The sequence below is a fragment of the Leptospirales bacterium genome (assembly GCA_019694655.1).
Taxonomy (GTDB): Bacteria; Spirochaetota; Leptospiria; order Leptospirales; family Leptonemataceae; genus SSF53.
Map to the genome: position 1 here is coordinate 51,223 of JAIBBN010000015.1, position 21,367 is coordinate 72,589.

Consider the following 21,367-nt stretch of genomic DNA (forward strand, 5'->3'; position numbering starts at 1 on the left):
AGGGCGATCTCGCTGCGACAAGATCGATGCGGATGTTGGACAGCCAAAAGAGCTTAAGATCGTCTTAATCTGCCGCCGGGAAAAAGCGGCTCAGGCTGGGAAAAATGTGCAGAATAATCTCCCGGCCGCTGATCTTTACGCGTTCGCGATTGTACTCTACTTGCAAATCCACATGATAGGAGAGCGCATTCTTGAGCCGCTCGATACTATTGCCGAAATACAGATAGCGAACCGGATCAATTCCCGTAACCATCAATGGTATCAAATGAACTCGCTCCGGCTTCGTTCGACGAACAAAGCGAGTAATTGCCGAAATCGTATCGACTCCAGGATTGACGCGCACATTCTGAAACCAGGGCGGGGCATCCTGCGGAACAGCCTCATCCAGGTCGGTCTGAAAGTGAACTACCAACGGCATGTGAGAACTGCGCGAATAGTTCTTAAGAAAATGGATTACGCCTGGATGAAAGTTAGAGACCAACACCATATTTTTACGATCAACTTCCTTGCCCTGGAAGGCCGGATACCAGAGGGCTAGCTCCAGCGGCGCCAGATTGAGTTTCTCCTGCCAGAGATCGTAAATTGCTTCAGAGGCCAGAAAGACGATCATATACAGCGCCATCAGCAGCACGACGAACCAGGCGCCGACCAAGAACTTGTTATATAGAATGTTAATCAGCATCAACACCATGGCGATGAAGCCCGGAATGGTCAAGAACCAGACGCGGCGCGCGCGGATCTGCCGAATCATATAGGCAAGCATATCGATCGATACTGCGGTGATAACCGCCAGTCCATACATGCTCTCAATCTTATGGCTGGATGGAAAAAAGTATATGATCACCAGGCTTAGTGCGCCCAGCAACATGGTTGCACGCGGATTGTAGACGCCTTCATGCCCGCCAATGACGGGCGCCGGACGCGTTCTGCGCCACGCCGTATCGCCGACGCCGCGCGGAAAAAATCGCGAACGCGATGCTCGCAGTATTTCCAGGGGGAAATCGGACTGGGCGGTCTGCGCCGCCAGTAGCAACATCAAAGTGGTAATGAATCCAAAGGGCGTGGCCAGCAAATCCATCCCGGAAAATATGTAGCCCATCAATTCGATGCGTTCTGGAAAAATGATCCCACCGACAGTGCGGGCAATCTCGATTGGGACTGGGCGATGATGCAAGGCGTCATAGGTTGTTCCCAGACCGAGAAAATTGATCATCTGCATTCCATATGTGAACAGAACGATCAAATAGAGAATCCACATTGCAACGCGGATGGCTCGACCTTTGTGAAAGGGGAAGTTCACGGAGGAGTAGCCAACTTCAACCCCGGTAACGAGCGTGGCGCCGTTAGCAATCGCCGATAGAGCCAGCGGCCAGAAGCTGGCGTTTTCGCTGTGAACATTGAGCAGCTCGGGCGGCTGCCAGCCATTGGTAAAAATCAAGACCAGACCGGTCACCTGAATAATAAGATTGAGGCCGTAGAAAGCCAGCACTGGCCAGATCATGTAACGGGCCAGATTCGCCAGTCCGTAGCGTTGAATGACCGACAGAAAAATGACAAAGCCAAGCGCCCAACGCAGCCGCGACTCCACCGGAATAAAATAGAGGGCTTCGACTCCAGCAATCACACTGAGCGCCTGCGTCGCTGGAAAATCGGAAAGCAAGCTGGCCGTGCCGCCCATACCCAGCAAGTGCAGCGCCTTCTTGAGCCGCGGATGATGTCGAATTTTGTGCGCCGTCAATGTTGCCGAAACAAAGGCGCCGCCGCCAAGGATCGGATGGACGTGCTGTCGCGTCATTCGGTTGTAAACCAGAACTGCCAGCAGATAAACGCTCAGGATGACGCCGGCCGCCAGCAAAGTTGCAACGGCGCCGAGTCGATAGTCATGTACCATCAAGACGACAGTAACGGCGATCACGGAATCGGCGCCGTAGGCCAGCGAGCTGCCGGGGTCGGTAAGAATGGTTGAAAAGATCAACCGAATGTCAGATAGCAGGGAAGGTGGCTTGCCGTTGTCCTCGTGGCCCTGTCCCTCAAACGCTTTGTATTTGCCAGCTTTGCTCTCAGCGGTCATGAATTGCTGCGCTTACTACAATTGGATAAGAGCTGGCAGTGTCGTCGCCAGCAACATGCTCGCAAGCCCTTTTCAGTCCCGCAGCGTGGGCGCGCGTTCCGGGTCGAGAGCGCTGCGCAGCGCCTCGCCCAGCAGGTTCCAGGCAAGAGCCGCCGGCAAAATGCCCAGCAGCGATGCGCTGGCAAAAACCCACCAGATTGGCGGCGAGCGACTGAGTTCGATCTGAGCGTCGCTGAGCATCAGTCCCCAGGAGGAGGCGCCTGGCTGGGCGCCAATACCGATAAAAGTCAGCGCACTTTCAGCAAGGGTAAGAGCGGAAGCCTGCAGCGCCAACTGGATCGTCAGAGTGGGCGCCAGGTTAGGCAGTATGTGCCTGAAAAGAATACGTCCATGCGAAGCCCCGGCGGCGTGCGCCGCCCTTACAAAGGCCAGTTCGCGCAAGCGCAGAGTCTCGCCGCGTGTAATGCGCGCAAGTTCCACCCATCCGCTCAGTCCAAAGGCGACGCACAGCCAGAACAAGGAGCGGCCAAAAACGACCAGGAAAGCCAGGGTCAACAGCAGCCACGGAACGCTGGCCACAACATTGTACAGCCATTGAATGAGATCATCGATCCAACCGCCGCGATAACCGGAGATCAATCCGAGAGCGAGGCCCAGGGGCGCGCTGATAGCCAGAGAGCCAAGAATCAGCTTCCACGCAAGCCCGGCGCCCTTCAGGGTCAGATAGAGCGTATCCACGCCATTGCTGTCCGTTCCCAGCAGATGCCGCGAATGCAGGAGGCGATCCTCGCTCAGATCTGCACTGGCGCCGGCCAATTCGGTTTGCAGCGGTGCGCTGTAGCCGGCCTCCGGCGGCATCGACCGAAACGCCAGGTCCAACAAACTGAAATCAAATACTTGTGAACTATCAGTAAACCGAATCTGGTCGATCCAGGCTGTAAGCGAATAGAAGCTGAGCAATGCGACGGCAAGCCCCGCGCCGCGTTGTTGCAATATGCGTCGCAGAATACCGTCTGGATTGCGCACTGCGAAACAAATCAGCGCAAGCAGGGTCGCGGCGCCAGCTATCCACGCGGCGTTGCCAAGCCAGCGCATCAGATCAGCCTCGTTCATGACTGCTGATCCTGTCCAGGCCGAATGCGAGGGTCCGCGACGGCATAGGCAATGTCTGCTGCCAGCGCGGCCAGAGCGCCGGCGGCGCCGCCGAGGTAGACCAGCGCCTGGATAACCGGCAGGTCCTGGCCGGCCAGGGCCGAATACATCATATCGCCAACGCCGGCGATGCCAAAGAATTGTTCAATGAGCAGGGAGCCGGCGACCAGAAACGGAAGCATGAGCGAGATTTGGGTTATGATCGGCGGCGCGGCGGCCCGTAACACGTGAACAAAGAGCAGTCGGGATTCGGAAATGCCGCGCGCTCGCGCCGCTCGCAAGAATACGGCACGAGTCTGCTCCAGGAAGGCTGTACGATAGAAGCGCAAATTTGCGCCCAGCGTCGCCAGGACGGCGGTCAGAATTGGCGCTGCGATGTGATTGTAGACCGGCGCCAGTTTCATCGTCGACGCAAAGAGGTAGGTTGTGGCCAGAATAAACAGCGGCAGTGCAATACTGAGCATTACGATACTTGCCAGCGATACAATTCGATCGAAGGGCGTTGCGTACAGGTATGCCTGCAACAGGGCCAGCAGCAGGCTGATTACAATGGAGATAGCCAGGGCCGGTCCCATGATGGAGAGCGTGGCGCTCAATCGCTGGCCCAGCGATGCCAGTACCGGAGCGCCGCTGCGATCAATCCCGAAGTCAAGGCGCAGCAGAGCTTTCAGGTGCAGCCCCAATTGCGAGTGGAACAATCCCATGCCAGCGAATTCCGGGTGTTTCCGTCCATCGGGCCGCAGCGAATCCGCGTCAGCCGGCAGGTTCAAGAAAATCGGCAAATGATAGTTATGATTGCGAACCCATTGTTGCAGTCGTTCCTGGGGCGCTTGCGGCATCTGGACAGCAGCAATGGACAGAGGGTCGTTTACATGAAACAATAGAAAGGTCAATAGTATGACGCCCAGCCAAACGGGAATGAATTGCAGAGCGCGTCGAAATAGATAGGCCTTCATCATTTTCCTGCGTGGCGGCGAAAACTATGCAGCGAATACCATAAGAGCAGCAACAACGCGCCGGCGATTGCAGATAGGCTGAGCCAGGCGCTGTACCCGGGACGATTCCATTCGTCGGTCAGGGCCGCACGGCGCGCCGCATCGAGATCCCAGTATTTCATTTCGCGAAACTCCAGAGGGCTTGGCTTGACCGGCGCCGTCCAGGGCTGCACATACTGGTGACTGGCGCGATGGATCAGTACCGCCACGGGCATGTCGTTTTCAAGCATGGTCAGCATTGCTTCGATATGTCGCTCGCGCTCAGGTCCAGGCGGAAGTGCGCGAACCAGTTCATATTTGCGATCGTAGGCGGGATTGGCGTACTGCGTAGAATTGTAGGTGTTGCTGCGGTTTGGCGAATAGAACAGCTGCAGGAAATTTTGCGGATCGGGATAGTCTGCGCCCCACGCCCAGTGCATCATTACAAAGTCGCGCTGGTTCCATTTCTGTATCAGCGATGGAAAATCGAGCTGTTCAATGCGCAATCGAACGCCCGCTTCGGCAAAGCGGGCGGCATAGTAAGCGTAGACAGGTGCGCGGCCTTGCGCCGCCCGATCGAAGTAGGGTATCTCCAGCGCACTTCCAGAGCCTGGATCCCTTCCGTCTGGATAGCCTGCCTGGCGCAGCAGTCTTTGCGCCTCCTCAAGATTACGCTGCGCCCAGGGATTCTGATGATCGGCGCGGTAGCCTTCCATACCCGGCGGCAGGATGCTGGCCGCGGGCTGCGCGCGCTGATAGTAGAAGCGACGAATCAAATCGTTGCGATCAATCAACAAGGATAGCGCCCGTCGCAGGGCTACGTTATTTTGAAAGAGAGGATGCTGGAGGTTGTACTGCCAGCCAAAAGTGGCAAACTCAACCTGATCAAAGCGTTGGACGCCGCGCGTACGGTACTGTTCCAGCAGCTGGGGAGTCATCAACAATCGCTCTTGTAAGTCAAGCTTATTGCGGTAGAGATCAAGATAGCCCTGGCCAAAGAGTATCCATTTGGGCGGACCGCGTTTGATAATTGCGATGTGGACGCTGTCCAGAATTGGCAGGCGCTGTCCGGCGTGTTGCAGCAGTCCCGCTTGGGCATCCTGCGGCTCGCCGCTGGCGGGATATAAGTCGTCCTGCCGATAGTTTTCATTGCGACGCAGCAAGATATATTGCTGATCGCGCCATTCGGCGAGTTGAAAGGGCCCGGCGCCGACGGGATGCCGTGCAAAGGGAGGTCGACGCTGGCCGTCATAATAGAGTACACATTCCTCCGCGACCGGCGCTCCGCTTACGTTGGCAAAGAAGTAAATGGCTTCGGCCGGAGAGTCAGAAAAGAGCAGGCGTATGCCGCGCTGACCAAAGCGTTCAATTCCGGAGATCGGCGCGGCGTAGGCCCGAATTATTGCCGCCGGATCTCCGCTTTCAGCAGCACGATTGAGCTCGGCGCTGAACTGATCAAAGCCAAGCAAGCGACTCTGAAGCAGCGCCTTGCCAAAAGGGGCCAGTCGATCGTCGGCGGCGCGCTTGATTGCGAAAATCAGATCGTCGATTTGTACCGAGCGGCCGACGCCTCCCGCAAAACAGGGATCATCCTGAAAGCGAAGGCCTGGCTTCAATTCAAAGGCAAGCGTCCAGTACTGTCGTCCATTGCGCAGGAGGCGTTGGCGCTCAGGGAGCGCTGTGGCCATGGAGGGGATCATCTGCAACGGGCGTTTCAGGTAGTGAAACTCATAGGGCGTGTCATAGATTTGCGAAGCAATGTAGAATGAATCGATATCCGTCACCCGCGCCGGATCAAGGGTTGCCGGATTCTCTTCCATGCTTGTATAAAGGCTCTTGCCCGGTGCAAAATTGCCAAAGGGATGATTGTTACACGCGGCAAAGAACAACGCAAGACATGGCAATAGCAGAATGGCAAAGCCAGAGAGCCGACCGGAAATCCGCACGCTTTTGCTGGTTTGGCCGCTCCCGTACACTTCCCCTCCGATACCGACAGCCAGTGCAAATCTCCTTGCGCTGCAATGCCAGGCCGCCGATGGGTCGTCTATTGCAGAGTCCGTCGTCTGCGTCACCCCTTTCCAGGATTGTTCCCGCTCATGATGAAACTTCCCGCTTCGATGATAACTGGCATATTCGCTGCGCTGGCGATCCTGTCCGGCTGCGGGGACAATGGCGGCGCTCAGCTGCCGGCGATAGTCGATCAGCCGCTGCCGCTGCAGGGCGGCGGTCAGTTTGATCCAGTCGCAGCAGCCGGTGCGCAAAAGGGCGGCGAATATCGCACCTGGGGCGGCCCCTTTCCAAAATCATTGAATAGCTGGTTGGACAACTGGTCCACATCCGCCGAGATCAACGCCTTACTGTTTCATCAGCTGGCGGATATGCACAGCGTCGAGGATCGACCAGTTCCAGATCTGGCCAGTTCATGGCGTGCGGAAGCAGATGGCCGCAGTTTCATTTTTGAAATCGATCCGGCTGCAGTTTGGAGCGATGGCAAGCCCGTCACCGCCGAGGACGTCCAGTTCTACTACGACACGATCATGAATCCGAAGAATCTAACGGTGGTTGCGCGCTCGATTGTAGATCGCTTCGAAAGGCCGGAGATTCTTTCGGAGCGTAGCGTGCGCATTCGCGCCAGGGAACGCTACTGGAAAGCCTTCTGGGACGCTGCGTCCTTTGTCGCTTTCCCCAAGCATGTCTGGGAGGGTCAGGATTTTAACAGCATCAATTTCGAATTTCCCGTTGTCAATGGACCCTACCGCTTGCGCGAAGTGCGTCGCAATCGCTATGCGCTGCTGGAGCGCCGCGCCGACTGGTGGGCGCGCAATCGGCGCTACAATCAGAACAAGTTCAATTTTGACTATATCCGTTATCGCTTTATGGAAGACCGCAATGCGGCCCTCGAGGCATTCAAAAAGGGCGACTACGATCTCTACGCTGTCTACACTGCGTCGATCTGGGTACAGCAGACCGATTTCGACCAGATTCGAAATAACTGGGTCGTCCGGCAGACTGTTTACAATCGCATGCCGCTTGGCTTCCAGGGCATTGCCATCAATATGCGCCGCGAGAAGTTCCAGGACGTCCGCGTTCGACGCGCCCTGACGCTGCTGCTCAATCGTGCGCAGCTCAATGAAAAGCTGATGTTCGATCAGTATGTCCTGTTGAATTCCTACTTTCCGGATCTCTATCCCGGCAACGTGAATCCCGCTGCGCCGTCCGCGACTTACGATCCGGAACTGGCCCGCCGATTGCTGGATGAGGCAGGCTGGCGCGTGGGACCGGGCGGCATCCGTACGCGCGAGGGCCAGGCCCTGTCGGTCAGTTTCTTGACCGACTCCGCCGATCAACGTCACCTCAACGTCTTTGTAGAAGATCTCAAACGCGCCGGCATTCAGGCCTCCATTGAACAGCTCTCCAAGGCCGAAGTAACAAAGCGTACCGATGCATTTCAATTTGATCTCTACTGGATCAACACCGGCAGCGGGCGTTTAAAAGATCCGGAACCATTGTTTCTTTCTACTTTTGCGCACCAGGAGGCCTCTTACAACCTGCCTGGCGTCGAGGATGCGCAGGTGGATCGGTTTCTCGAAGACCTGCGCGGCGAAGAAAATCTTGGACGGCGCAATGAAATCTTGAAGCGTCTGGATCAAAGGCTTCTGGAATTGCAGCCTTACATTCTGCTGTGGCAGTCCGATCGGGATCGCGTGCTCTACTGGAATCGCTTTGGGATGCCGGCCAATCCCTTTGGCAAGTACGCGCGCGAGAACGCAGCGATTGTATACTGGTGGTTCGATCGAGATCGCGCTGCGGCCCTGGATCGAGCGCAGCAGAGCAACCAGGCGCTGCCGTCGCTGCCGTCTGAAATTCACTACAACGGGCCCTGAGATTCCAGGCGGAAGCTTGTTGTGAGAGCTTATCTAATTCGGAGGCTGCTGCTGATGATCCCCACCATTCTGGGGATCACACTGATCGTATTTGGCATCACGCATATTCTGCCCGGCGGACCGGTGGAACAGTACATTGCCCGAACGCGAGCCAGTCTTGGTCTGCAGGGCGTGGACGTATCGCGAGCTATCACGCCACAGGAAGTCAACAATATCCGCGCCTACTATGGATTCGATCGTCCTTTTCATGAGCGCTACCTGCGCTGGCTGGGCGGCGCACTGACCTTGGACCTCGGTCGTTCCTATACCTACCACGAGCCGGTATGGGATGTAATTCGGGCGCGCTTTCCGGTTTCGTTGTTCTTTGGTCTGACTTCCTTCCTCTTTGCCTACGCCGTATGTATTCCTCTGGGATTAAAGAAGGCGTTGCTGCACCACAGCGCTTTTGACGTCAGCACGACGGCAATTATCTTTGCCGGCTATGTGGTGCCTGGCTTTGTTCTGGGCTTGCTCCTGATTGTCTTCTTCGCTGGCGGAAATTTTCTCGACCTTTTTCCCATTGGCGGCATTGTTTCCGATAACTGGGAGCTACTCTCTTTTCCAGGCCGCGTTCTGGACTTCTTGCACCACATGTTTCTGCCGCTGGTCTGCTATATGGCCTCGGAGTTTGCCTTCCTGACGCTGCTGATGAAGAACAGCCTGCTCGACGAAATGTCGCGCGACTATCTGCGTACGGCAATTGTCAAAGGTTCGGAGTTTGATCGCGCTGTATGGCGCCACGCGCTCAAAAATGCCCTGATTCCAATTGTGACGCGATTGAGCGAAGTCTTTACGCTTATTTTCGCCGGCGCACTCTTGATCGAAAAGGTATTTAACATTGATGGCATGGGCAAACTCATGTACGAATCGATCATGGATCGCGACTACCCGGTTGCCATGGGACTGATTCTGTTGATCAGTTTGCTGGCTATGCTGGGGCGCCTCTTTTCCGATATGATGTACGTCGTCGTCGATCCGCGGATCAGGTTGGATTGATGTTCAGTGCGGCTGCCAGAGAGCGTTGGCGACGGTTTCGGTCGATGGGCCGCGCCTATTGGTCCTTGCTGGCTCTCAGTATTGCCTTCGGCCTGTCGTTGTTCAGCGAAGTGCTGGCCAACGAGAAGCCGCTCTTTTTGTACGTAAACGACCGCGCTTATTTTCCCGTGCTGCGCTACTATCCGGGCAGCGCGTTCGGTCAGCCCTTCAGCGAGGAGGCTGACTACAATGCCTTGCGCGGCGACGCCGCCTTTCGGGCGCGCGCCTGGATGATCAGCGCTCCAATCCCCCATGACCCCAATCGCCCTTATCTGATGATCAGCGGGGCGCCGCCTTACCCGATCAGCGCTGAACACTGGCTGGGTACGGACCGCCTGGGTCGCGACCTGCTGGCCCGACTGATCTATGGATTTCGGATCTGTATGCTCTTTTCCTTGAGTCTGGTCGTACTGAGCCTGGCGCTTGGCTTGAGCCTGGGGGCACTGCAGGGCTATCTGGGCGGCGCTTTTGATATTGTTATGCAGCGTTTTATTGAAATCTGGTCGGCGCTTCCCTTCCTCTATGTAGTAATCCTCATTGCTTCCGTCTATGGACGAAGCTTTGCTATCCTGATCTTTGTAATGTCGCTGTTTTCCTGGATTGGTCTTTCGCTGTACATGCGCGGCGAGGTATTCCGTCAGCGATCGCAGGTTTACGTCAATGTGGCCAGGGCGCTGGGCGCGTCGCACTGGCGGATTTTGTTTCGGCACATTCTGCCCAATTCGCTGACGCCGGTCATTACACTCTTGCCCTTCCAGTTGATTGGCGGAATTACGTCATTGACGGCGCTGGACTTTCTGGGTCTTGGACTGCCGCCATCGACGCCCTCCTGGGGCGAGCTATTGCAGCAGGGCGTCGATGTGATCCGCGAGTATCCGCGCATCACCCTGGTAACATCGCTGGCCCTGTTTGCTACGCTGATGCTGGCAACTTTCATAGGCGAAGGCGTTCGCGAGGCCCTGGATCCGCGGGCCCGGCAGCGAGTGGAGTAATTGGGCCGCGGAAATATCATGAGTCAGCATCCATTGTTGCAAATCCAGGATCTATCAATTGGCTTCGACTCGCCCTCTGGCCCCGTCGAAATCACCGACCGCGTATGCCTTGAAATTACTGGCGGCGAGATATTTGGTCTGGTGGGAGAGTCCGGCTGCGGCAAGACAGTCACCGCACTTTCGATCCTGCGTCTGTTGCCCAATCCTGGCGGTCGAGTGCTTGGCGGGACCATAAGCTTTGAGGGACGCGATGTACTGACTCTGCCAGCCGAAGAACTGCGCGCGCTGCGCGGGGCTGGAATTGCAATGATCTTTCAGGAGCCGGCGGCGGCGATGAATCCGCTGTACACAATCCGTCGGCAGCTGGAAGAGGTTTTCGAGTTCCATCCCTTTGAGGGCGATCCGCAGCAGCGCATTGCCGAGCTGCTGGCCCGCGTCGGCTTCGCTGATCCGGCGCGCGTGCTTGGGGCCTATCCACACCAGCTTTCGGGCGGCATGCTGCAGCGGGTAATGATTGCAATGGCGCTCTTGCTGCGCCCGCGCCTATTGATCGCCGATGAGCCGACCACAGCGCTGGACGTTACTGTGCAAGCTCAGATCATGGAGCTGCTAAAGGAATTGCAACGTGAAAATAAAATGTCAGTACTGCTTATTACGCACAATCTGGGCCTGATCGCGCAGTATGCTGACCGGGTGGCCGTGATGTATGCCGGGCGCGTAGTGGAGCAGGCGCCGGTGGATGCATTTCTGGCGATGCCGCTGCATCCCTACAGCCAGGGACTGATCGGGGCGCTGCCGGAAAGCGCCGGGAGCGGCGCTCTACGTGCCATTGAGGGACAGGTCCCCCGTCCCGAACAGTACCCCGGCGGTTGTCGTTTTCAACCACGCTGCGCTCAGGCTTTTGACGCCTGTCAGGCGCGACCGGCGCTGCGCGCTCTGCCCGACTCGGCGACGCATCATGTTGCCTGCTTTTTCGTACAACCGGACGCGGAGTTTCGCCGATGACTGCGGCTATGTCGGCGGCGACCGCATCAACGTCCCTTCTGGCTGCGGAGGACATTCGCGTTTATTATCCTGTACACGGCGGGATTCTACGTCGCGTAGTGGGACAGGTGCGGGCGGTTGACGGCGTCAGCCTGCAGATATCGCCTGGCGAAATTGTGTCGGTAGTCGGGGAATCCGGCTGCGGCAAGAGCACCCTGGGTCTGGCCTTGCTTGGACTGACGCCAGTGGCAAGTGGACGACTCAGCCTGAATGGCAAGCCAATCGAGGTCCGTAAGCCTTCCAGCTGGCGGCCCTTTCGCCGCGATTTTCAAATTGTCTTTCAGGATCCATACGGTTCGCTCAATCCGCGACACACCGTTCAGGAGATGCTCAGCGAACCGCTACAGATTCACAAACTGGCGAAGGCCACCGACTTGCGTGATCGGGCGGCGGAGTTGCTTCAACGGGTGGGCCTGGACCGGGACTACCTGAATCGCTATGCGCACGCTTTTTCCGGAGGACAACGACAGCGCCTGGCTATTGCAAGGGCGTTAGCCGTTGAGCCGCGCTTGATTGTCTGCGATGAGATTGTAGCGGCCCTGGATGTAAGTGTGCAGGCGCAAATCGTCAATCTGCTGCTGCGTCTCAGAGAGGAAATGGGACTGGCGCTACTTTTCATTTCCCATGATCTTTCGCTGGTGCGAAGCATCAGCAATCGCGTTCACGTAATGTATCTTGGGAGAATTGCGGAGTCGGCGACGTCCGGTGAGCTGTTTTCACGCCCGCGGCATCCCTATACCCGATCGCTGCTGGATTCAATTCCGACTTTGCAGCGTGGAAAACGTCCGTCCATTCTGACCGGCGAGCCGCCTTCGGCAATGAACCCGCCTGCTGGCTGCGCCTTCCATACTCGCTGTCCTGGGCGTAAAGAGCTTTGCTCTAGAGAGCGACCCGAGTTACAGGCCGTGGACGGCGGTCTGGCTGCCTGTCATTTTCCACTGGAGTAAAGCGATGCCCAAGAGCTTCATTTTATCATACGTAGAAGAAAAGATGCGCAAGGAGTCGGTTGGGGCCAGCCCCGGTCCGGTGATAACAATCGCCCGCGAGTACGGCTGCCCCGCCGTGCCGATTTCCCACGCCGTTGCCGATACGCTCAGCGCGCGCAGCTCGCAGCACGATAAGTGGCAGGTGATCGATAAGCAGATCATCAACAAAGCGGCGGCGGACCTGCAAGTCGACGCCAGGCTGGTTGAAGAGGTGGGACGCAGCGCGCCGCCCGGTTTTTTTCGGGAGTTTATCAGCTCTTTCGCTTCACAGCAAGATCCAGCTGACGCTCGCGTCAAACGGGCCATCGCCAATGTAATCCGAACTGTAGCCTATGGCGGCCACGCAGTGATTCTGGGGCGAGGCGGCGTGGCCATCGCCCGCGATATTCCACAATCGCTGCACGTCCGCCTGTATGCCCCGCTCTCCTACAGAAAGGAACGCGCCAAAGAACTGGACAATCTCAAGTCAGACGAGGAAGCGCTTCAGAAGATCGCCGCTGTCGATCGTGAGCGCATCTACATCCGCGATTATTTTGCCGGCGAACGTCTCACCGACGACATTTTTGATGTGCAATTCAATTGTGCTACGCTCAGTCAGGAACAAATAATCGAAGCGATCGTCGATATGGCGCGCAGTCGCTTTGCTTCTCGGCGCGCGTAAACCCGGGCAGGCTCAATCGGAAAGCGGAAGGCTTCCCGCCGGAGTAGCAGGCAACGTTTTCCCGGCGAATGGCTCTGGACCAGCCGGGTCGGCTGCGCCGATAGTTCCCCTATGGCGCTTCCCTTTCAAAGAAACTTGCGCGCGGCGACAGGCGTCGCACTGCTGCTGGTCCTGCCGCTTGCCACAGCCGTCAAGGGGGCCGCCGAGCGTCGTCTGACGCGTTACGATGGCGCTGGCATCGTAACTGTGGCTGAAGACTATCTGGGAGCGCCCTACCGCGCCGGCGGCGAAAGCCCCAGCGGTTTCGACTGCAGCGGCTTTACAAGTTTTGTCTATTCGCGGGCTGGATATCGTTTGCCTCGTACCGCTGGCGACCAGTACGGCGCAATGCATCCGGTTCGAGTTCCGGCTATTGGCGATCTTGTTTTTTTCAGAATCGAAGGTCAGCGTATTTCCCATGTGGGCATCTATGTGGGCGGCTATCGCTTCATCCACGCTCCCTCCAGCGGAAAAAAGGTCGACTACGCTGATATGCGCAGCGGCTACTGGAAACAACGTTACGCTGGCTCACGCTCCATTTTTGGACGACCTTGATCGCTGGCTGAGGTAGCGCCTCTCCAGCTGATCAGCGCTGCGCAAATTCCGTCGCATCCACTGCAAACGCAAGGCATCCATCTCCCGTTGCGATAGACGCCAGGGATGGTCGCTGCGCCGCAATCGTTCCATGATTGTGCTGATGGTAATTGCCAGAGTTACAGAAATATTGAAGCTTTGCGTAAATCCGTACATCGGCAAATGCAGAAAGCCGTCGGCGCGCTCGCAGGCCAGAGCGCTGAGTCCCTGTTCCTCGGCCCCAAATACAATAGCCAGCGGTTGATCCAGCTCTACATTCCAGGGAGTGACAGCGGCGGGCGCCGGACTGGCCGCCAAAATGCGATAACCGGCGCGACGCAGTTGGGAGATGCACTGCAGGATGCGTTCTTCTCCCTGGTTGTAGCGACGCAAACTGAGCCAGCGCGAAGCGCCCATTTCGACGTCGGGATTGGTATGGTAGCGATTGCGTTCTTCCACGATATGGATATCCTGAACGCCGAGGATTTCACAGCTGCGCAGGCAGGCGGAGGCATTGTGCGATTGGTAGATGTCTTCGAGGGCGACCGTCAGGTAGCGCGTGCGCTCCGCAAGCGCCTCCTCCATGCGCTGCAAACGCTGCGGCGTCAAAAATTGCGCCAGATACGCGCTCAATCCCTGATCTTGAGACGCCACCGCCGGAGGCTTGGACACTTGATGCCGTGCGTCCAGCAGAGTTCTGGTCGTTGCTCCTATTTCTGGTTGCCTGAGCGGCCGCGGCGAAAAGCCTGAGCCAATGCTCCAGCAGCGTCTTCAAGAACTTGGATTGGAGCTTCCGGCTGCTGCCCGTCCGCTTGCTTCGTATACGCCGGCTCGCCTGCACAACGGGCTTGTTTATGTCAGCGGTCAGCTGCCGCTGAAAGATGGCGCATTGCTGGCCAGCGGCATTGCCGCAGCAAGCGCGAGGGCGGAAGATCTTCATCCGGCGATGGCCCAGTGTTTCTTGAATGCTCTGGCAGCGGCGGCCCTCGTCGTAGAACTCAATCAAATTAGAGGAGTGCTGCGTCTGGGCGCCTTTGTCGCCTCGGCGTCGGGCTTCGTCGACCAGCACAAGGTTGCCAATGGCGCCTCGGATCTGGCAGTGCAAATTTTTGGAGAGTCCGGAGTCCATGTTCGCGCCGCCGTGGGCGTTGCATCGCTGCCAATGAACGCGGCTGTCGAATTGGAAGTCATCTTCCTGAGCGGGCAGGAAGGCGGTGGCTGAGCGCAGCGCAAACCGCGGGAAAAAAGCCGCAAGCGGAACGCGAGGTGCAGTACGCGCCGCAACGCCACGCAAGGCGTCCGCCGCGCCGCCGCCCACAGTCCGCCGCCAGGGGCCCTTGAATGAACCGCTGCGCAGAGAAGCTGCGGTTTTCGCCGAGCGTTCGAAAAGCGGCATCCCGGATCGGGACCCATTGCAGCGGCACAGTACAATTCCGGCGAGCGCGGTCCTCCCGGGCAAGAGTCAGGCGCCTCTCCAGCTGTTCGCGTTACTGCTGGAATTGGCGCGGGTGGCGGGCCGAGGATGGCGCGCCGTGCTGGGAAAATGGGCGGCAAGGATCAGCGCTGAAGCGCAGCGACTCACTTTGATTCAAGTGGCCTTTGCCTGTCTTTCGCTGCTGACAGGGATTCTTTGTATTGCTCGCTGGCAGGAATTCGACCTGGACCTCATGTCTCCGGAAACAATTGCAATTGGAAGTCGTTCGCGCTTGTGGTTTGGGGCCCCGGCCTTGCTTGGCCTGCTGGGCGTTCTGGCCGACCTGCGCTGGCGATCGCGACTCTACTACATCGCTGCAGCGATTGCAGCGGGATTGCTGGCAACTGGGTTCATTCGGCCAGATCTTGTTCATGCAAAGGTCTTGAAGTTTCAATGGACGCCGTGGATTTATGCGTATTGCGTCGTACTCCTGTTGCAGGCTTCGATGGCGCGCGCGGCTCTGGCAGTTCCGTTGTTTCAGTACCAGGATTTGCGCGAGCGCTTCTTTCGGCGTCTGGGCTGAATTCCGGCGGACGCTGCGCCGGCGACGGTAGGGCCTCACGATAAATGGATTCCAGCCAGGGCAATACAGATTCGGCATCCTCGGCGGCCGGCGGAGAACAAGATGCGCGCAAGCTTCTAGCTCTGAATCCGCGGGACGCAGATCTCGTCTTCAGCTCGCAAAGCAGCTACGGCGGAGCGCTGGGCGATGACTTTCGCGAGCATGTAAAGACCCTCGGTCAGATCTATCAAGCGATCCAGCGATATCTCTCCGGCGCGATTCGTCGGGAAAACGTCTACTATCCTGAGCTACAGGATGTCTCTCGAGAGCTGGCGGCTTACAAGCGCAGCGTCAGCGATAAGATCCCCATGCCAACCGAGGAGCAGTTGTTCAAGCACTGCATCTGTCTGGCCGCCCAGGATCCGCCGTTCATTCATATTCTACGGGAGCCGCAGCTGGCGGGAAAGATGACCATCGGATTCGCTACGCGCTTTGTCGCGCCGACGCCCAAGCATCTGGACAAGGTAGTTGTGGGCTATCGCAGCACCATTACGATTGGGCTGAACGTATTGAGGTCCTTTGTTCAGTCGCCGGATTTCGGATTTGACTATGCCTCCTGGTTTGCGGCGGCGCGCGAGCCCGCGGAGGTTCCTCTGCAACAGGGTCGCGCCGACGCTATGCTCCGCAAAATGATGATCGAGGAACGCAGTTTCTCGACGGTCACTGGCTATGATGTTGCCAATTTGCGTCGCGTCAACGGGGAGCTTGGCCGTCGCCTCTATCGACCGCTGGTTACTACGGCTGTCAGAGAGCGCGTCCTTCTGGCCATCGGCTGCGAAGATTTGCGCAACTCAGGAATGGCTGGCGCTGACCGCTTCACGGACATTATTCTGTTCAATCCGGAGCCGGAAATTCGCAATCGCCTGGCTGCGCTGACAGCTTCGATGAAGCCGGACTGGCTGGCGGGCCTGATCGGCGGCGACGAATTGAGGCTGCTCGATGCTCAGCTGAAGTCGAGCCAGATCAACCAGCTGGAATACTTTGAGTCGACCGCAAGGGCGGCGCTCGAGCAGCGTAAAAAGGAATCAGAAGCCGCGCGCGATGCGCCTTTGCTCGTCGAAGTATTGAAGCTCAGCTCATGGCTGCGCGCACGCGATAAGCAGAGCGCCAAAGAAGCGGAGCTGCGAGAGGCGCGCGACATAGTGAAGAAAATACAGGCGGCCGGCACGCTTTTTCGGCTGCGCGACCACCGACGTCTGGGCGCCAATGAGCAATTTGTTCGCTTGATGTTGCGCGGTCGAGTTCCGGGCGTTCTGGCGGTAACCGATCCTTTTATTCCGCCCAATGATATCCCGGCCGACTTCGATCTCAATGAAGCGGAAAATATATACGTAATCTACAAAGATCGAAAAATCACTGCAAAGGCGATAGAAACCGCCATCGAACTTTTTGAGAAAACTGGCGATAAGGGATTGCTCTTTTCGCTGGAAGAACTGCTGGGCGTTGGCCGCGTTGGAGAAGCGGAACTGAAAGAATATGTCGCGCCGGTCTTTCTGGAAAAGTTAAAGCGCGCTGGTAACGAGGCGCTGACCGCGCAGCTGCCGTGGTGGTCGCGTCTGTTTATGTGGATTACCAGCTCCGAACTCGACGAAATCAGTGCACGCCGAATGCGAGCAGAAATGTATGCGCGAAACGCTCGTCGAGCGGACCGTATTACCAGCGGTAGAAGGCGCGACGCGCAGCAAAAGGCGGCCAGCGACACGCGCAAGCTGGCTCGAGAACGCGTAGATCGAAAAGAACGCGAGGAATCCGGCGTTATCGAAGCGCTGGATGATGCCGGCAAGCGCGGCCTGGACTTGTTGCGAGAGCGTCTGGATCTTACATGGGACCGCGGACTTTTTCCAGTAAAAGAGGACCTGCAACGCATTGTGCAGGGCGAGGGCGGTGCGGCTGCCGGAAAGTTGCTTGGCCTGATCGATGTTGGCGCCGCATCGGTCCGCGAAGTGCTGCGGATTCCAGTGGCCGGCGGTCTGGATGTCTACGCGACCCGAACTTATCTCACGCGGAATAAGGCTGAGTTGCTCAGTCGCTGTGAAACGAAGCTGCGCAATGAACCTGCGGCTGCCAGCCGCGATGAGCTTGTGGCCAGGCACAATGCTAGGCAACGGGATGTGTACGAGGGACTGATGCTCTTTCTTAAGAAACTCTGAGCGGCGCAGCCCGGATTGTCCGCTGTGGCGGGACGGTGCAAGAGGCGAGTGAAGCAGATCTTATTTGGTATTGATAGATCCGCCCCTGATTCCTCAGGGCAATCGTCGGGCGTTGCGCTGCACGCTCAGAACTTACTGGCTCAACCGAATCAAATTGTCCCGCGTCAATTGCGAAACGCTGCTGGCGAAGAGGTCTCCGCGCTGAACAACCTCGCCCTCAAAGGCCTCGATCAAGTACTGTTCGAAACTCTTCTCCCGGTTGCCGGGCTGCGTCTCCACGCCTTTCCCCGGAAGACTCTCTCGCTTTCTCCGGTGAAACACCGGATTTTCCATTTGCTTCACTACCATGGGTGTCGCCTCCACCTACTCATTTGACGGCTTACCCTGTCCCCGTGTTTATGTCTCTTTGCCTAATTTACCACGGATTTTCAGGTCTTGCAAGCGTCACGTAATAATTTTCTGTCACATTAAATATCGAACTACTATACGGACGTCAACTACAAAATATTTGTTTGGCCATTGCCCGATGGCCAAAAATTTGGGCCGGAGATCCCGGCCCGCAAGTGGCCTCTTGTCCTGATCGGGGCCGCCTGACGGCCGCACCCTGATCCAGCTGCAGTATAGCAGAGTAGTGCGACAAACGAGCGCGCGCGCCGATACAGGTAAGGTGCAGCGCTATCTTCTAGCCCGGGCGGCGATTCTGTTCGCGCTGGTCTTGCCGCTTGTGGTCAGTCAGGCGCAGAGTCCGTCGCAACCAGACCCTGCTATCCCCGCTGCTGCCGGCGGGCCATTGCGTCAGGGGCAGACGGATCGCTGGGAATTTGTTGCGCTGGGCGAAGTAGTCGCCGTGCAGAAAAACATGGGAGTGATGCGTGTGGCCGGTCCCGAACCGGCTCTGCTGCGCCGCCGCAATGAGTCCGCCTTGCGTGATTTTTTTCTGCGAGAGAATCCCGAACTTACGATCTTGAATCAGGGCGGGCTTGTCGCCGGACGATTTTCCTGTACCCGAGTTGTGGTTGAGGGCTTGCCGGGCGGCCGGGACATCATCTTGCACGGCTACTTTGAGGCGGCTGACGGCAATGAACTGCGGGTGCTTGCTGTTGGCCACAGCGCCGGGCTCTACCGCCATCCTCCCGGCTATTTGCCGCCGCCGGCCTCCGGGATTCGGCCGCGCCAGCCACACGCCGAGATACGTCATCCGATCGATGGAAAATGGATGGTCTATATCCCGGAGGAGTATATCGTCTTCGGGCAGGGCGACGATGCCGAAGCAGATAATTTCAATCCGCAGTTTTATTCGCGCACTGCGGCCAATCTCACGAAAGTTAAGCCTTTCTATATTGATCGCTACGAAGTAACTAACGCCGAGTACCTTCGATTTCTACAGGCCAGCAGTCATCCCGCCCCGCCGGCCTGGGCCGCAAATGGCGGCCGATTTCCCGATGGGCAGCAAGATCATCCGATTACTGTGGCCAGCTACGCCGATGCCGAGGCCTATGCGCGCTGGAGCGGCAAACGTTTGCCCGTCGAACTGGAATGGGAGCTGGCGGCCCGCGGCGGACTGGCTGTTCTGGCGCGCCGCTTTGGTCGCGAGGGGATGAATCGGCGGCCGCAACTTTACCCGACGGGCGACGAGTTCTTCGCCGATCGCTGCAATACTCTGGAAAGCGGCCGCGGCAGCGCCGTTTCGGTTTACGAGATGCATGATGAGAGCCCCTACGGAGTGATCGGAATGTGCGGCAATGCCCGCGAGTGGACCTCCAGCTGGTACCAAGCCTATCCTGGATCGCGGCTGCGCAATGCCGCCGGCGCCGCCGGACGCATTTTCAAGGTAATACGCGGCGGAAGTTTTGCACAACGATTTGAATTTGCTCGCAGCGATACGCGAGACTATGGCGGACTGCCGACGCTGGCCGCAGATCGCAGCGCGGGCTTTCGCCTGGTTCTGGGAGCGCAGTAGCAGCTGCGAACATCCATGACTCGAGCAAATGCGGTTGCCCGGTGCGCCGCTCTGTAGCAGCTTTGGCCAATGAGTCGCCATCGCAAATCTAAGATTGTTGCAGCTATCATTGCCGTTCTGGCGCTGTCCGTTTATCTGCTCCTTTTTCGGGCGCCCTCGCCCGACCCTGCCCCCTTTGCGCTGCAATTGCAACAGATGCGCGAGGCTGCCGGCCGCGGCGGGGCTTTGCCCTTACGATTGAATGCACTGGTCGTTGGCGAAGGCCGATTTCCCTCCATGGCCGTGGTGGCAGGCGACAGCCTCTTACAAAAGACCGCGATGAGCTTTGTTTCCTACCAACTTGTCTACGCCGACGGATCTATCATTCTGGAAACAGCACATGACCGGGCCATTCACGAGGATTTCTTTTCCGGCCAGCCCTTCTATCAGGAAAACTTTGATCGCATGCAGCAGGCAATGCGCAAGTCGCGGATGATACTTGTGACTCACGAACATATGGATCATGTCGGCGGCATCTCCCATTCGCCCTATTTCAACGAGATTCGTGATCGAGTGCATATGACCGCAGAGCAAATTTCCGGTCCGACGACCGCTGCCGCCAGGTGGCCGGAAGGAGCATTGCAGTCCCTGACTCCGCTGCGCTATGACGGCGTCTATTCGCCAGCGCCCGGCATTGCATTGCTCAAAGCGCCCGGGCATTCGCAGGGCACCCAGTTGATCTATCTGCGCCTGGCCGATGGCAAGGAGTTTCTGCTGATTGGCGATATCGCCTGGAATATGCAGAACGTGGATCGAGTGCGCGGGCGACCCTTGCTGGTGAGCGCCGTGATGCTTCGTGAAAATCGACAGGCGGTGGTCGATCAGCTCTCGGCATTGCATCAGCTAAAAGAGGAAATGGGAGAGCGTGTGCAAATCGTTGCCGCGCATGATAGCGTTCAATTGCATTCGCTGCTTGAGCGCGGCTTGATCCATGAAGGATTCGAATAGGATCTTTTAATACAGCGCTCTGGCCCCCGCAGTCGAGCCTTTCATCAAGGCGTTAATGTGCGGAGGATGCCGGACGCAGTTCAAGCAGCGAAAGCTGTGGTCGGCACAAGAAACGAATCCGTGGCGCGACATGACCTTCCATGCCCAGCCCGCGAGAAACCAACACTTCCAGGCGTCCATAGCGATGCAGGCCGCCGGCGCCAATGCGCCGCGGCGCTCGGGTCAGAGTCAATGGCGGCCCGAAAAAGGGCAGTGCAATCTGCCCGCCATGCGTATGGCCGGCAATCAGCAGGTCTACGCCGCGGCGCTCGGCCGCAAACAGCGCATCCGGCGGATGACTGAGAACGATGGTATAGAGTTGCGCCTCGCCGGCGCGGCGCGGTCTGGTCAGCAGATCAACAGTAGCCATGTGGCGCATGTCAGGGCGTCCTAGCCCGATCAGCTTCAATTGCGCGCCGCGGATTGTAATGATTTCGCTTTGACCATCAAACCAGCGAAAGCCGCTGCGCGCCGCGAAGCTGGCGCCTGGCAGCCCGGCATCGTGGTCGCCGCGAATCAGGTAAGAACGACCGGGCGCTGCAAGCGAATGAAGGAAGTCAGCGACCTCTGGTATCAAGCGCGGATGATTGAGAACGTCGCCCGTAAATACGATGAGATCGGGCTGAAAACTGCGCAGCTGCTGGCGAGCTTGCCAGTGCATCGGACCAATGCCGTCGGTCTGTAGGTCCGTAATGTGAGCGATCCTTACTGGCGCCGAGATGCGCCGATCCTCAATTGCGAAATG

General features: G+C 57.7%; 19 protein-coding genes. 12 read left to right on the forward strand and 7 right to left on the reverse strand.

Annotated elements, in window-relative coordinates:
- Positions 1 to 64: 64 nt before the first annotated feature.
- The 4 genes from K1X75_15725 to K1X75_15740 all read right to left on the reverse strand — a co-directional run bounded on the left by K1X75_15725 (position 65) and on the right by K1X75_15740 (position 6,173).
- Positions 65 to 2,071 carry a KUP/HAK/KT family potassium transporter gene (locus tag K1X75_15725; protein MBX7059512.1) on the reverse strand — a complete coding sequence of 669 codons (2,007 nt, stop codon included), beginning with the start codon at positions 2,069 to 2,071 and terminating at the stop codon, positions 65 to 67.
- A 72-nt stretch (positions 2,072 to 2,143) separates the two neighbouring features.
- On the reverse strand, positions 2,144 to 3,184 hold the full coding sequence (locus K1X75_15730) for an ABC transporter permease (GenBank protein ID MBX7059513.1): 1,041 nt from the start codon (positions 3,182 to 3,184) through the stop codon (positions 2,144 to 2,146).
- A complete protein-coding gene (locus K1X75_15735; protein MBX7059514.1) occupies positions 3,181 to 4,182 on the reverse strand; it encodes an ABC transporter permease in 1,002 nt (333 codons plus the stop codon). Before K1X75_15735 ends, K1X75_15730 begins: the two co-directional genes overlap by 4 nt.
- Positions 4,179 to 6,173, reverse strand: coding sequence for a hypothetical protein (locus K1X75_15740; GenBank protein ID MBX7059515.1), 1,995 nt, complete (start codon positions 6,171 to 6,173; stop codon positions 4,179 to 4,181). The genes K1X75_15735 and K1X75_15740 overlap by 4 nt, the downstream gene beginning before the upstream one ends.
- 120 nt (positions 6,174 to 6,293) lie before the next feature.
- Here K1X75_15740 and K1X75_15745 point away from each other — a divergent pair, with 120 nt between their 5' ends.
- From K1X75_15745 to K1X75_15775, 7 genes are all read left to right on the forward strand, one after another.
- A complete protein-coding gene (locus K1X75_15745; protein ID MBX7059516.1) occupies positions 6,294 to 8,081 on the forward strand; it encodes an extracellular solute-binding protein in 1,788 nt (595 codons plus the stop codon).
- A gap of 21 nt (positions 8,082 to 8,102) precedes the next feature.
- Entirely contained in the window at positions 8,103 to 9,116 is a 1,014-nt protein-coding gene (locus K1X75_15750) for an ABC transporter permease subunit (GenBank protein ID MBX7059517.1), read from the forward strand.
- The gene (locus K1X75_15755) at positions 9,116 to 10,147 is read left to right on the forward strand and encodes an ABC transporter permease subunit (GenBank protein MBX7059518.1); all 1,032 of its coding nucleotides are present in this window, start codon (positions 9,116 to 9,118) and stop codon (positions 10,145 to 10,147) included. Before K1X75_15750 ends, K1X75_15755 begins: the two co-directional genes overlap by 1 nt.
- Before the next feature lie 18 nt (positions 10,148 to 10,165).
- Positions 10,166 to 11,152 (forward strand): ABC transporter ATP-binding protein, encoded by a 987-nt coding sequence (locus tag K1X75_15760; GenBank protein MBX7059519.1) that lies wholly within the window; start codon positions 10,166 to 10,168, stop codon positions 11,150 to 11,152.
- An 8-nt stretch (positions 11,153 to 11,160) separates the two neighbouring features.
- On the forward strand, positions 11,161 to 12,138 hold the full coding sequence (locus tag K1X75_15765; protein MBX7059520.1) for an ATP-binding cassette domain-containing protein: 978 nt from the start codon (positions 11,161 to 11,163) through the stop codon (positions 12,136 to 12,138).
- Positions 12,139 to 12,142: 4 nt separating this feature from the next.
- Entirely contained in the window at positions 12,143 to 12,838 is a 696-nt protein-coding gene (locus tag K1X75_15770; GenBank protein MBX7059521.1) for a cytidylate kinase-like family protein, read from the forward strand.
- 111 nt (positions 12,839 to 12,949) lie between these two features.
- Positions 12,950 to 13,432: a C40 family peptidase gene (locus K1X75_15775; protein MBX7059522.1), complete on the forward strand. Its 483-nt coding sequence runs from the start codon at positions 12,950 to 12,952 to the stop codon at positions 13,430 to 13,432.
- Here the strand turns inward: K1X75_15775 and K1X75_15780 are convergent.
- Complete coding sequence (locus K1X75_15780) at positions 13,406 to 14,104, reverse strand: TrmH family RNA methyltransferase (GenBank protein MBX7059523.1); 699 nt, start codon at positions 14,102 to 14,104, stop codon at positions 13,406 to 13,408. The two genes, K1X75_15775 and K1X75_15780, sit on opposite strands and share 27 nt — an antisense overlap.
- Positions 14,105 to 14,204: 100 nt before the next feature.
- Between K1X75_15780 and K1X75_15785 the strand changes: the two genes are divergently transcribed.
- From K1X75_15785 to K1X75_15795, 3 genes are all read left to right on the forward strand, one after another.
- Entirely contained in the window at positions 14,205 to 14,672 is a 468-nt protein-coding gene (locus tag K1X75_15785; GenBank protein ID MBX7059524.1) for a RidA family protein, read from the forward strand.
- 310 nt (positions 14,673 to 14,982) lie between these two features.
- Positions 14,983 to 15,447 (forward strand): hypothetical protein, encoded by a 465-nt coding sequence (locus K1X75_15790; GenBank protein ID MBX7059525.1) that lies wholly within the window; start codon positions 14,983 to 14,985, stop codon positions 15,445 to 15,447.
- A 44-nt stretch (positions 15,448 to 15,491) separates the two neighbouring features.
- Positions 15,492 to 17,636, forward strand: coding sequence for a hypothetical protein (locus K1X75_15795; protein ID MBX7059526.1), 2,145 nt, complete (start codon positions 15,492 to 15,494; stop codon positions 17,634 to 17,636).
- 132 nt (positions 17,637 to 17,768) lie between these two features.
- Here the strand turns inward: K1X75_15795 and K1X75_15800 are convergent, their stop codons facing one another.
- The gene (locus K1X75_15800) at positions 17,769 to 17,984 is read right to left on the reverse strand and encodes a hypothetical protein (GenBank protein ID MBX7059527.1); all 216 of its coding nucleotides are present in this window, start codon (positions 17,982 to 17,984) and stop codon (positions 17,769 to 17,771) included.
- Positions 17,985 to 18,267: 283 nt separating this feature from the next.
- Between K1X75_15800 and K1X75_15805 the strand changes: the two genes are divergently transcribed.
- Together K1X75_15805 and K1X75_15810 are read left to right on the forward strand one after the other, a co-directional pair.
- The gene (locus tag K1X75_15805; protein MBX7059528.1) at positions 18,268 to 19,596 is read left to right on the forward strand and encodes a formylglycine-generating enzyme family protein; all 1,329 of its coding nucleotides are present in this window, start codon (positions 18,268 to 18,270) and stop codon (positions 19,594 to 19,596) included.
- 69 nt (positions 19,597 to 19,665) lie between these two features.
- The gene (locus tag K1X75_15810; protein ID MBX7059529.1) at positions 19,666 to 20,583 is read left to right on the forward strand and encodes a hypothetical protein; all 918 of its coding nucleotides are present in this window, start codon (positions 19,666 to 19,668) and stop codon (positions 20,581 to 20,583) included.
- Between the two features lie 52 nt (positions 20,584 to 20,635).
- Here the strand turns inward: K1X75_15810 and K1X75_15815 are convergent.
- Positions 20,636 to 21,367 (reverse strand): metallophosphoesterase (locus K1X75_15815; GenBank protein MBX7059530.1); only part of this gene is annotated, 732 nt, incomplete at its 5' end.

Bases quoted from the DNA above. Each gene is read 5' to 3' on its own strand.
- K1X75_15725 (MBX7059512.1), bottom strand. From the start codon at position 2,071: ATGACCGCTGAGAGCAAAGCTGGCAAATACAAAGCGTTTGAGGGACAG.
- K1X75_15730 (MBX7059513.1), bottom strand. From the start codon at position 3,184: ATGAACGAGGCTGATCTGATGCGCTGGCTTGGCAACGCCGCGTGGATA.
- K1X75_15735 (MBX7059514.1), bottom strand. From the start codon at position 4,182: ATGATGAAGGCCTATCTATTTCGACGCGCTCTGCAATTCATTCCCGTT.
- K1X75_15745 (MBX7059516.1), top strand. From the start codon at position 6,294: ATGATGAAACTTCCCGCTTCGATGATAACTGGCATATTCGCTGCGCTG.
- K1X75_15755 (MBX7059518.1), top strand. From the start codon at position 9,116: ATGTTCAGTGCGGCTGCCAGAGAGCGTTGGCGACGGTTTCGGTCGATG.
- K1X75_15760 (MBX7059519.1), top strand. From the start codon at position 10,166: ATGAGTCAGCATCCATTGTTGCAAATCCAGGATCTATCAATTGGCTTC.
- K1X75_15765 (MBX7059520.1), top strand. From the start codon at position 11,161: ATGTCGGCGGCGACCGCATCAACGTCCCTTCTGGCTGCGGAGGACATT.
- K1X75_15770 (MBX7059521.1), top strand. From the start codon at position 12,143: ATGCCCAAGAGCTTCATTTTATCATACGTAGAAGAAAAGATGCGCAAG.
- K1X75_15775 (MBX7059522.1), top strand. From the start codon at position 12,950: ATGGCGCTTCCCTTTCAAAGAAACTTGCGCGCGGCGACAGGCGTCGCA.
- K1X75_15785 (MBX7059524.1), top strand. From the start codon at position 14,205: ATGCTCCAGCAGCGTCTTCAAGAACTTGGATTGGAGCTTCCGGCTGCT.
- K1X75_15795 (MBX7059526.1), top strand. From the start codon at position 15,492: ATGGATTCCAGCCAGGGCAATACAGATTCGGCATCCTCGGCGGCCGGC.
- K1X75_15800 (MBX7059527.1), bottom strand. From the start codon at position 17,984: ATGGTAGTGAAGCAAATGGAAAATCCGGTGTTTCACCGGAGAAAGCGA.
- K1X75_15810 (MBX7059529.1), top strand. From the start codon at position 19,666: ATGAGTCGCCATCGCAAATCTAAGATTGTTGCAGCTATCATTGCCGTT.